5 protein-coding genes and 1 pseudogene are annotated in these 11,137 nt (G+C 68.9%); 3 read left to right on the top strand and 3 right to left on the bottom strand.

Going from position 1 to position 11,137, the window contains the following annotated elements:
- Both AD428_RS15570 and AD428_RS15565 read right to left on the bottom strand, forming a co-directional pair.
- Positions 1-273, bottom strand: a 273-nt coding sequence (locus AD428_RS15570; protein ID WP_304438951.1) for a biotin/lipoyl-containing protein, incomplete at its 3' end; no start/stop codon positions are given.
- A gap of 102 nt (positions 274-375) precedes the next feature.
- Positions 376-3,243, bottom strand: a complete 2,868-nt coding sequence (locus AD428_RS15565) for a 2-oxoglutarate dehydrogenase E1 component (RefSeq protein WP_053245778.1) — start codon at positions 3,241-3,243, stop codon at positions 376-378.
- A gap of 493 nt (positions 3,244-3,736) precedes the next feature.
- Here AD428_RS15565 and AD428_RS15560 point away from each other — a divergent pair.
- Both AD428_RS15560 and AD428_RS15555 read left to right on the top strand, forming a co-directional pair.
- A pseudogene (locus AD428_RS15560) lies at positions 3,737-5,432 on the top strand (hydantoinase/carbamoylase family amidase).
- Positions 5,433-5,435: 3 nt separating this feature from the next.
- Positions 5,436-6,662, top strand: a complete 1,227-nt coding sequence (locus tag AD428_RS15555; RefSeq protein WP_053245777.1) for a M20/M25/M40 family metallo-hydrolase — start codon at positions 5,436-5,438, stop codon at positions 6,660-6,662.
- 6 nt (positions 6,663-6,668) lie between these two features.
- On the opposite strand, the gene AD428_RS15550 is transcribed toward AD428_RS15555, so the two are convergent.
- Positions 6,669-8,735 carry an OPT family oligopeptide transporter gene (locus AD428_RS15550; protein WP_053245776.1) on the bottom strand — a complete coding sequence of 689 codons (2,067 nt, stop codon included), beginning with the start codon at positions 8,733-8,735 and terminating at the stop codon, positions 6,669-6,671.
- 196 nt (positions 8,736-8,931) lie between these two features.
- Between AD428_RS15550 and mdeB the strand changes: the two genes are divergently transcribed.
- Positions 8,932-11,137 (top strand): alpha-ketoglutarate dehydrogenase (gene mdeB / locus AD428_RS15545; protein WP_053245775.1); only part of this gene is annotated, 2,206 nt, incomplete at its 3' end.

Below are 11,137 nucleotides of genomic sequence, written 5' to 3'. Positions count from 1 at the left end.
GGGCGCGGTGGCGGGAGCGGCGGCGGCCTTGGCGTCGGTATCGATGCGGGCCAGGACTTCGCCGGAGGTCACGGTGCTGCCGTCGCCCTTGACGATTTCGGCCAGCACGCCCGAAGCCGGGGCCGGCACTTCGAGCACGACTTTGTCGGTTTCGACTTCGATGAGGATTTCGTCCGCTTCAACCGCGGCGCCCGGCTGCTTCTTCCAGGTGAGCAGCGTGGCTTCGGAGACGGACTCGGACAGTTGGGGGACGACGACGTCGGTAATAGCCATTTTGTGTATTCCGTAGAGTTTGTATTCTGGTAACGGGCCGCGGCAAGGTCGAAACGGGCGTTCCGGTCGCTTGCCGCGGACGTCGCATGCGGCGTGTGATGCTTACTTCGTCAGCATGGTCTTGAACTTGGGCGCGAAAGCCGCCTCGATCAGGGCCTTCTGCTGCTCCTGGTGCTTGGCGAGGTAGCCCACGGCCGGCGAGGCCGACGCCGGGCGGCCGGCGTAGCCGAGCTTCTGGCCTTCGACCATGTTCTCGTACACATGGTGCTGCACGTAGAACCACGGGCCCTGGTTCTGGGGCTCGTCCTGGACCCAGATGACCTCGGTGGCCTTCGGGTACTTGCGCATCTCGGCTTCGAACGCCTTGTGGGCGAACGGATAAAGCTGCTCGACGCGCATGATGGCGACGTTGTCGGCGCCGCGCTCGCGGCGGGCGTGGACCAGGTCGTAGTAGACCTTGCCCGAGCAGACCAGCACGCGCTTGACCTTGCCGGCGTCGATGGACTCGTCCAGCTCGCCGATCACCGGGCGGAAGCTGCCGCCGGCCAGTTCGGTGAGCGGCGAGCCCGCGTCCTTGTTGCGCAGCAACGACTTGGGCGTGAACAGCACCAGCGGCTTGCGGAACGGGCGGATCATCTGGCGGCGCAGCACGTGGAAGATCTGCGAAGCCGTGGTCGGCTGGATGACCTGCATGTTGTTGTCGGCGCAAAGCTGCAGGAATCGCTCGATGCGGCCCGACGAGTGCTCGGGCCCCTGGCCTTCGTAGCCGTGCGGCAGCATCAGGGTCAGGCCCGACTGGCGGCCCCACTTGGCTTCGCCCGAGCTGATGAACTGGTCGATCACGACCTGGGCGCCGTTGACGAAGTCGCCGAACTGGCCTTCCCAGATGGTCAGCGTGTTGGGCTCGGCGCTGGAATAGCCGTATTCGAAGCCCAGCACCGCCTCTTCGGACAGCACGGAGTCGATGACGGTGAAGGGCGCCTGGCCTTCCGAGACGTTCTGCAGGGGGATGTAGGTGCCGTCGTCCCAGCGCTCGCGGTTCTGGTCGTGCAGCACGGCGTGGCGGTGCGTGAACGTGCCGCGGCCGGAGTCCTGGCCGGTGATGCGCACGGCGTAGCCCGAGGCCACCAGGGTGGCGAAGGCCAGGTGCTCGCCCATGCCCCAGTCGAGGTTCAGCTCGCCCTTGGCCATGGCGCGGCGGTCGTTCAGCAGCTTGGCCACCAGCGGGTGCACGGTGAAGCCGTCGGGAACCGTGGTGATGCGCTCGCCGATGCGCTTGAGCTCGGCCAGCGGCACGGCGGTGTCGGCCTGGTCGGTCCACTTGGCGCCCAGGAACGGCGACCAGTCGATGGCGTACTTGCTCTTGTAGTCGGTCAGCACCGGCTCGATGGTGCGCTGGCCGTCTTCCATGAGCTGGCGGTAGTCCTTGACGAGCTGGTCGGCTTCGCCCTCGGCCAGCACGCCCTGCGTGGTGAGCTTGTCGGCGTACAGCTTGCGGGTGCCGGGATGATGGCCGATGCGCTTGTACATCAGCGGCTGCGTGAGCGAGGGGGTGTCCTGCTCGTTGTGGCCCAGCTTGCGGAAGCAGACGATGTCCACCACCACGTCGTGGCGGAACTGCAGGCGGTAGTCCAGGGCCAGCTTGGTCACGAAGACCACGGCTTCGGGATCGTCGCCGTTCACGTGGAAGACGGGCGCCTCGATCATCTTGACCACGTCGGTGCAATACAGCGTGGAACGCGAATCGCGCGGATCGGACGTGGTGAAGCCGATCTGGTTGTTGATGACGATGTGCAGCGTGCCGCCCGTGCCGTAGCCGCGGGTCTGCGCGAGGTTCAGCGTTTCCATGACCACGCCCTGGCCGGCGAAGGCCGCGTCGCCGTGCACCAGCACGGGCAGGACCTGCTTGCCTTCGGTGTCGCCGCGGCGTTCCTGGCGCGCGCGCGCGCTGCCCTCGACCACAGGATTCACGATTTCGAGGTGGGAGGGGTTGAACGCCAGCGACAGGTGGACCGGGCCGCCGCGCGTGGAGAGGTCGCTGGAAAAGCCGTTGTGGTACTTCACGTCGCCGTCGGTCAGACCTTCGGCGTGCTTGCCCTCGAACTCGGCGAAGAGGTCGCCGGGCATCTTGCCCATGATGTTCACGAGCAGGTTGAGGCGGCCGCGGTGGGCCATGCCCACGACGATTTCCTGCACGCCGTTCTCGCCGGCGTGGTTCACCACTTCGTCCATCGAGGCGATGAAGCTTTCGCCGCCTTCCAGCGAGAAGCGCTTCTGGCCCACGTACTTGGTGTGCAGGAAGCGCTCGAGACCTTCGGCTTCGGTCAGCTGCTGGAGGATGTGGCGCTTTTCTTCGGCCGTGTAGTTCGGCGCGCCCAGGGTGGACTCCAGGCGTTCCTGGATCCAGCGCTTGGCGGCGGGGTCGGAGATGTGCGTGAATTCGGCGCCGATGGAGCGGCAGTACGTGTCGCGCAACGCCTTCAGGATGTCGCGCAGCGTCATGGTGCTGGCGGTCGTGAAGTACGTATTGGTAGCGGAATAGGTCTGGTCGAGGTCTGCTTCGGTCAGGCCGTAGAAGGCCGGGTCGAGTTCGGGGATGGGCGGACGTTCCTGGCGCTTGAGCGGATCGAGGTCGGCCCAGCGCGAGCCCAGCGAGCGGTAGGCGGCGATCAGCGACTGCACCGACACCTGCTTGCTCGCCACGGTGAGATCCGGCTCGGCGACGCGCTGCACGAAGGCGTTGGCGCGGGCGCGTTGCGCAAAGGATTCGACGATGGGAGCGTGGGCCTGATCGCGGGTGGATTCCTGGCCGTCGGTGGCGGGGGCGTGCTGGAGCTGATCGAAATATTCGCGCCAGTTGTCGGGCACCGAACCCGGGTTGTCGAGGTAGGCTTCGTAAAGCTCTTCGACGTAGGGGGCATTACCCCCAAACAAGTAAGACGTGGATAGGGACTCTATTTCCGAAGACATATCGCTTCACCTTTACGAGTGCTTCACTCGACACGATGCAGGAGAAAACCTTCCGCGACACGGGCTTCCCGGTTAGCGGATAGCAGGGGCAGAAGGCGCGTACGAGCCTTGAAAGCCGTATGGGCGAAAGTATAACCCTTTGAGTTTACGGGTGTCTTTTCGGCATTGCGTGCCGCAAAAGCCGATTTGGAATGGAGTCATGCAAGCCTGGAATGTCCTGGCAACGCCGGGCATTGCGCCGGTTACTCGCCCGCAATGTCAGGCATTTCGAGATGCGGCGGCGCATCATATTTTGCACGGCGGGCGTCGGCCTGTTGCATGCAAGCCTCGTCCGGATGTCCGATATTCGCCGAGACCGCCTGCGGCAGCGCGCGGGCACGCAAGCGGATCACATTCCGCACGCGGCCTGGGCGCCGGCCGGTGCACTGGAAATTTGTATACATCTTTTGTACTCTATGAGACTTCCCGCCCCCCGTTTCCATCCGAGCGCTCCATGACCCCCGCCACTCTCGCCGATCTCAACCGCGCGCCGCACGACGAAGCCCTCCGCCTGCTCGACGGCCTGTACGACCACGCGCCCTGGATCGCCCGGGCCGCGCTCGCCGCCCGCCCCTTCCGCTCCCTGGCCGAGCTGCAGCAGCGTCTGCGGCAGGCGGTGGACGAAGCCGGCGCCGAAGCGCAGACGGCGATGCTGCGCAGCCAGGCGCGCGCCCCCGGCGCGCCCGCCTGGCTGGCCGATGAATACGAGGCGCGGTTCGGCTACCCCTGCGTGCTCGCCGAAGCCGGCCCGCGCGGCGCGCCGCTGGACGCGGCGCAGGCCGAGGACATGCTCAGGCGCCGCCTGGATCATCCCGCCGACCTGGAACGCGGCGAAGCGCTGCGGGCGCTGCACCGCAGCGCCGAGCTGCGCCTTGCCCCGCCGCTTCGGCGCCGACACCGCCATGGGCGACCGGATCTGGGACTGGCAGGAGGAACTGAGCGCCCACAGCGACCCGGGATACGCCGAAAGAGGCCAGCTCACGGTCACCTACCTCACCGAGGCCCACCGGGCCTGCGCGCAGCGCATCTCGCAATGGATGGGCGAATGCGGCTTCGACGAAGTCGGCACCGACGCGGTGGGCAACGTGGTGGGCATCTACCGCGCCGCCGATCCCCAGGCCCCCACCCTGATGACAGGTAGCCACTACGACACGGTGCGCAACGCCGGCAAGTACGACGGCCGGCTCGGCATCTTCACCCCCATGGCCTGCGTGCGCGAACTGCGCCGCCAGGGCCGCCGCTTGCCGTTCCACCTCGAAGTGATCGGATTCGCCGAAGAGGAAGGCCAGCGCTTCCCGGCCACCTTCCTCGGCTCCGGCGCGCTGGTCGGCGGCTTCCAGCCCGCCTGGCTGGACCAGCGTGACGCCGACGGCGTCACGCTGCGCCAGGCCATGGCGCGGGCCGGCCTGCGCGCCGAAGACATCGCCCGGCTCAAGCGCGATCCCGCCCGCTACCTGGGGTTCGTGGAAGTGCACATCGAACAGGGGCCGGTGCTGTACGAACTGGGCCTGCCGCTGGGCGTGGTCACGTCCATCAACGGTTGCCTGCGCTATCGCGTGCGGATACTCGGCATGGCCGGCCACGCGGGCACCACGCCCATGGACCGGCGGCGGGACGCGGCCGCCGCCGCGGCCGAGCTCATCCTGTATGTGGAGCGACGCGCCGCGGCCGACGCCGGGTCGGTGGGCACGGTGGGCATGCTGGATGTCCCGGGCGGCTCGATCAACGTCATCCCGGGCGAATGCCGTCTGAGCCTGGACCTGCGCGCGCCCAGCGACCCGCAGCGCGACGCCCTCGCGCGCGACGTGCTGGCCGAGCTGGACGCCATCTGCGCGCGGCGCGGCCTGCGCCGCGAACTGGAAGAAACCATGCGCGCCAGCGCGGCGCCGAGCCATCCGCAATGGCAGGCCCGCTGGGAAGCCGCCGTCGACGCGCTGGGCGTGCCCGTGCACCGCATGCCCAGCGGCGCCGGCCACGACGCCATGAAGCTGCACGAGATCATGCCGCAAGCCATGCTGTTCGTGCGCGGACAGAACGGCGGCATCAGCCACAACCCGCTGGAATCCACCACCAGCCACGACATGCAGCTGGCCGCCGAAGCCATGCTGCGACTGCTGGACGACCTGGCCGGCGGATCGGAGCAAGGCTGAACCATGACCGACTACGCCAAGCTCGACGCCTGGATCGACGCCCACTTCGACGAGCAGGTCGCCTTTCTGCAGGCGCTCGTGCGCATACCCACCGACACGCCGCCGGGCGACAACGCGCCCCACGCCGCCCGCACCGCCGAACTGCTGCGAGGCTGGGGCCTGGAAGCGGAATCGCATGCCGTGCCCGCCGACGCCGTGCACGGCTACGGCATGCGGTCCATTACCAACCTCATCGTGCGCCGGCCCTACGGCGCGGGCGGTCCCTGCGTGGCGCTCAATGCCCACGGCGACGTGGTGCCGCCCGGCGAGGGCTGGACACGCGACCCGTATGGCGGCGAGATCGACGACGGCTGCCTGTACGGCCGCGCCGCCGCCGTCAGCAAGAGCGATTTCGCCACCTACACCTTCGCGGTGCGCGCGCTGGAAGCGCAGGCCCGGCCTCGACGCGGCGCAATCGAGCTGCATTTCACCTACGACGAGGAATTCGGCGGGCTGCTGGGGCCGGGCTGGCTGCTCGAGCAGAAGCTCACCCGCCCCGACCTGCTGATCGCCGCCGGCTTCGGCTATGAGGTCATCACCGCGCACAACGGCTGCCTGCAGATCGAAGTCACGGTGCACGGCAAGATGGCCCATGCCGCCATTCCCGCCAGCGGCGTGGACGCGCTGCGCGGCGCGGTGGCCATTCTCGATGCGCTGTATGCGCTGAACGCGGGCTACCCGTCGATACGCTCCGGCGTGCCGGGCATCGGCCACCCCTACCTGAACGTGGGCCGCATCGAAGGCGGCACCAACACCAACGTGGTGCCGGGCAAGGTGGTGTTCAAGCTCGACCGCCGCATGATTCCGGAAGAAGATCCGGCCGAGGTGGAAACCGGCATCCTGCGCGTCATCCGGCAGGCCGCCGGCGCCCTGCCGGGCATACGCGTCGAAACCCGGCGCCTGCTGCTCGCCCGGGCCATGCGCCCCCTGCCCGGCAGCGAGCCCTTGGTGCGGGCCATCCAGCGGCATGGCGCGGCGGTCTTCGGCGCGGCGGTCCCGGCCATGGGCACGCCGCTCTATACCGACGCGCGGCTCTACGCCGAGGCCGGCATTCCCTGCGTGCTGTACGGCGCCGGTCCGCGCACGGTGCTGGAATCGCACGCCAAGCGCAGCGACGAGCGCCTGGTGCTGGAAGACCTGCGCCGCGCCACCAAGGTGGTGGCGCGCACGCTGGCCGACCTGCTGGCCTGAGCGGGCTCAGGCCAGGCGCATCACGCGGCGCCAGAACAGCACCGCCACCAGCACGAAAACGGCCAGGCCCAGGTACGAGGCGGTCTGCTCGAACCCCTCGCCCGCCACGGCCAGCGGGGCATTGCTGCCGGTCGCCCCGATCACGGCCGCCATCAGCACGCCGACCAGGCTCTCGCCCACGATCAAGCCCGAGGCGATGAGCACGCCGCGGCGGTTGGCGGCGTCGGCATGGCGCGCGTAGGGCTGGCCCGCGGCCTGCGCGCGGCGGCGCAGCGCGCGCTCCAGCAGCCAGGCCAGCACCGCGCCGACCACGATGGGCGCGGCCACGGTCGGCGGCAGGTAGATGCCGATGCCCACGGCCAGCACGGGAATCCGCGCCACCTTGAAGACGCGCTTCATGATCTCGTCGGCCACGATGAGCGCCACGCCCGCCGCCATGCCGACGAGAATCATGGTCCAGTTCAGCTGGTGCGTGAAAATGCCGCGCGCGATCGCCAGCATCAGCGTCGCCTGCGGCGCCGACAGGGCCTGGGCCGGGTCCATGCCCTGGCGCGGCATGGCGTCGGCAAAACCGTAGGCGTTGTAGAGCAGGTCCAGCACGGGCGAGATCACCGCCGCGCCCACCACGCAGCCGATCAGCAGCGCCACCTGCTGCCGCCACGGCGTGGCGCCCACCAGCCAGCCGGTCTTGAGGTCCTGCAGGTTGTCGTTGGAAATCGAGGCCACCGCCACCACCGCCGAGGTGCTGAAGATCGCCAGCGCGATCGCGATGCGCGTGCCGTGCTCCACGTCCAGCAGTTCGCGCCCCAGCACCAGCATCAGCAGCGACACCAGCACGATGGCGACAATGCCCACGCCGGAGATGGGGCTGGTCGAGGAGCCCACCAGGCCCGCCATGTAGCCGCAGGCCGCCGCCACCAGGAAGCCGAACACGAAGGCAAACAGCACCGCGTAGGCCACCAGCTTCCAGATGGAGGCGGCCGGCAGCGGCGCGGCCCCGGCGACGAACACGTAGAAAGTCGCGACCAGGATCGCCACCAGCGCCAGCGTCACGGCCGAAATCCACAACGCGGGCATGTCGCGCTCGGTGCGCGGCGTGCCGCCCTCGCGCGGGCCGCTGGGCTTGCCGATGGCGGAAAACGAAGCCTTGAGCCCGCGCACCATGGGCATGAACAGCGTGGCCAGCGTCCAGATGGCGCCCACGCCGATGACGCCCGCGCCGATGAACCGCACCTGCGAGGACCAGATGCCGGTGGCGTACTGCGCCGCGGTCTGCCCGGCCGGGATGACGCCCTGCGCGGTCAGCACCGGCACCGCGACGCCCCAGGCGATCACCAGCCCCGTGAACATCGCCAGCCCGGCCACGATGCCGATCAGGTATCCCGCGCCCAGCAGGGCCAGCGAAAATCCCATCGGCAGCCGGAACACGGCCCCGCCCAGTTCGAACCAGCGGCTCACGCCGTCGCCCAGCACCCGCAGGCCGCCAGCGGCGAAGCTCACCAGCGCGGCGGCCGCGCCGCCGGTGACGATGTCGGCCATGCCGGTGGCGGCCTGCGTCTGGGCGCCGCCTTGCGGTGCGCCGCCCGCCTCGGCCTGCGCGTCCAGCGCGCGCTCGGCGCTGCCCACGCGCAGGATCTCGGCGGCCGCCACGCCCTCGGGGTAGGGCAGGTCGCTCTGCACCACCATGACATGGCGCAGCGGAATGGTGAACATCACGCCCAGCATGCCCCCGGCCGCGCAGATGCCCAGCGTCTGCCAGAACGGAAAGCCCTGCCAGTGCCCCATCATGACCAGGGCAGGCAGGATGAAGATAATGGAGGACAGCGTCCCGGCCGCCGAGGCCTGGGTCTGCACCATGTTGTTCTCCAGGATGTTGGCGTCCTTGAAGAGGCGCAGCACCGACATGGAGATCACGGCCGCCGGAATGGCCGAGGAAAAGGTCATCCCCACCTTGAGGCCGAGGAAGACGTTGGATGCGGTGAAGATTACCGTGATGAGGGCGCCCAGCAGCACGCCGCGGAATGTCAGCTCCGGCAGCGTCACCCGCGCCGGCACACTGAGGGGTAGGGTCATTGCATATCTCCGTAGCCCGCGGCCGGCCGACGTGCGCAGGGCCTGCCGCGCTTATGCGTCCTGCGGCAGCCGAAACTGCCGCGAAACGCCAGAACGATAATAGATTATGCTGAATCGACGCGGCCCGCGCCCGGATTTCGATGCCTCATGCCCCGCGCACCGGTCTAGCATGAGGGCCGAAAAGGAGACAAGCATCATGCGCGATCATCGCCACACCGACGCGGGTTCCGCCGCCCCGCAGGATACCGATCCCGCCGAAACCGCCGAATGGCGAGACGCCTTGCAGGCGCTGGCGCAGCACGGGGGTCCGGAGCGCGCCGCCTACGTGCTGGACAGCCTGCTGGGCCATGCCGCGGCGCTGGGCCTGCGCGCGGGCGGGCAGGTCCGCACGCCCTATCTCAACACCATTCCCGCCGACCAGGAGCCGCCCTTTCCGGGCAATCTCGCGGTCGAGGAGCGCATCGCCAGCATCAACCGCTGGAACGCGCTGGCGATGGTGGTGCGCGCCAACCAGGCGCACGGCGAGCTGGGCGGGCACATCGCCAGCTATGCCTCGGCCGCCGACCTGTTCGAAGTCGGGTTCAACCATTTCTTCCGCGCCGGCACGCCCGGCAACCCCGGCGACCTGGTCTACATGCAGCCGCACTCCGCGCCCGGGGTGTACGCCCGCGCCTACCTGGAAGGCTTTCTCGGCGAAGACGACCTGGCGCATTTCCGCCAGGAGATCACCGCGTCCGCCCGCGGCCTGCGCGGCCTGTCTTCCTATCCCCACCCCTGGCTGATGCCGGACTTCTGGCAGTTTCCCACCGGCTCCATGGGTATCGGCCCCATCAATGCCATCTACCAGGCGCGCTTCATGCGCTATCTGGAACACCGCTCGCTCCTTCCCGCCGGCGACCGCAAGGTGTGGGGCATTTTCGGCGACGGCGAAATGGACGAACCCGAATCCATCGCCGCCCTCACGCTGGCCGCCCGCGAGAAGCTGGACAACCTGGTCTTCGTCGTGAACTGCAACCTGCAGCGCCTGGACGGCCCGGTGCGCGGCAACGGCCGCATCATCGACGAGCTGGAAACCCTGTATGCCGGCGCGGGCTGGAACGTCATCAAGCTCGTCTGGGGCAGCGACTGGGACGCGCTGCTGCGGCGCGACGCCACGGGCGCGCTGGCGCGCGCCTTCGCGGGCACGGTGGACGGCCAGTTCCAGACCTTCGCGGCCAACGACGGCGCCTTCAACCGCACCCACTTCTTCAACCAGAACCCCGAGCTGGCCGCGCTCGTGGCCGACTGGACCGACGAGGCCATCGACCGCCTGCACCGGGGCGGCCACGACATGGTGAAGATCCACGCCGCGTATCACCGCGCGGTGCGCCACCGCGGCCAGCCCACCGTGATACTGGCCCAGACCAAGAAGGGCTTCGGCATGGGCGCGGCGGGCCAGGGCAAGATGACCACGCACCAGCAGAAGAAGCTGGACGGCGAGGCCCTGCTCGCCTTCCGCGACCGCTTCGCCCTGCCGATCCCCGACGAGGACTGCCTGGCCCTGAAGTTCTACCGCCCCGCCGAAGACAGCGCCGAGCTGCGCCATCTGCGCAGCCGGCGCGCGGCGCTGGGCGGCCACATTCCGCGCCGCAGCGGCCAGTCGCCCCGCCTGGCCCCGCCGCCGGTGGAACAATGGGCGCGCTTCGCGCTGGCGGCCGCGGGCAAGGAAATGTCGTCCACCATGGCCCTGGTGCGCATGCTGACCGCGCTGCTCAAGAACCCCGCACTGGGCCCCCGCATCGTGCCCATCGTGGCCGACGAGGCCCGCACCTTCGGCATGGCCAACCTGTTCCGGCAGATCGGCATCTATTCCGCGCAGGGCCAGCTCTACGAGCCGGAAGACATCGGCTCGGTGCTCTATTACCGCGAGGCGCGCGACGGCCAGATCCTCGAGGAAGGCATTACGGAAGCCGGGGCCATCTCTTCGTGGACGGCGGCGGGCACCAGCTACTCGGTGCATGGACTGCCCATGCTGCCCTTCTATATCTATTACTCGATGTTCGGCTTCCAGCGCATCGGCGACCTGATCTGGGCGGCGGCCGACCAGCGCACGCGGGGCTTTCTCATCGGCGCGACCTCGGGGCGCACCACGCTGGGCGGCGAGGGCCTGCAGCACCAGGACGGCTCCAGCCATCTCATGGCCGCGGCCATACCCAACTGCCGCGCCTACGATCCGGCCTATGCCTATGAAGCGGCCATCATCATCGAGCACGGCATGCGCCGCATGCTCGACGAACAGCGCGACGAATTCTATTACCTCACCGTCACCAACGAAAACCTGGCCCAGCCCGACCTGCCGGATGACGATGCCGTGCGCGCCGGCATCCTGCGCGGCATGTACCGGCTGCGGCGGCGCGCGGCCC

The organism is Achromobacter sp. DMS1, from assembly GCF_001270295.1.
The sequence above is the reverse complement of the archived record's forward strand: the minus strand, read 5'-3'. Positions and strand labels throughout refer to the sequence as shown.